Genomic DNA, 386 nt, shown 5'->3' on the forward strand with positions numbered 1-386 from the left:
GAGCTGCAGGCCTGCCGCGAACGCGGCGAATGCCCGCTGGCCGCGGCGTTGTGACCTCCGGCCGATTGTCGCCACAGCGCTGAGCGCGTAGGGTGCGGGCAACCCTGTCCTGGAGTGCACCATGAAGCCGATCGCGTTCCGCATCCTCAACGAACCCGAGGTCGTGCCCGGCGATCCGTCCAAGAAGTTCTCCGACCGCAACCTGGTGCGCTGCCTGCGCGAGGGCGCGGAGCGCTTCAACTGGAACAAGCGCAACCAGGACACCCTGGCCTTCTTCAAGTGGGCCTTCGAGAACGGCCAGGCCCAGGCCAACGAGCTGCACTACGTGCCGCTGCCGGCTGAACTGGTCAAGCAGATCGAGGCCTACTGGGCGACCGACCTGAAGT

General features: G+C 66.6%; 1 pseudogene. It reads left to right on the forward strand.

The annotated features are described in order from the left end of the window. Positions 1 to 250: 250 nt before the first annotated feature. Positions 251 to 386: pseudogene (locus tag ABGA94_RS17225) on the forward strand (phosphate ABC transporter substrate-binding protein PstS); the annotation flags it as partial.

Origin of the sequence: Stenotrophomonas sp. 3diitr2024 (assembly GCF_042136455.1) — a bacterium.
GTDB classification, from domain to species: Bacteria; Pseudomonadota; Gammaproteobacteria; order Xanthomonadales; family Xanthomonadaceae; genus Stenotrophomonas; species Stenotrophomonas sepilia.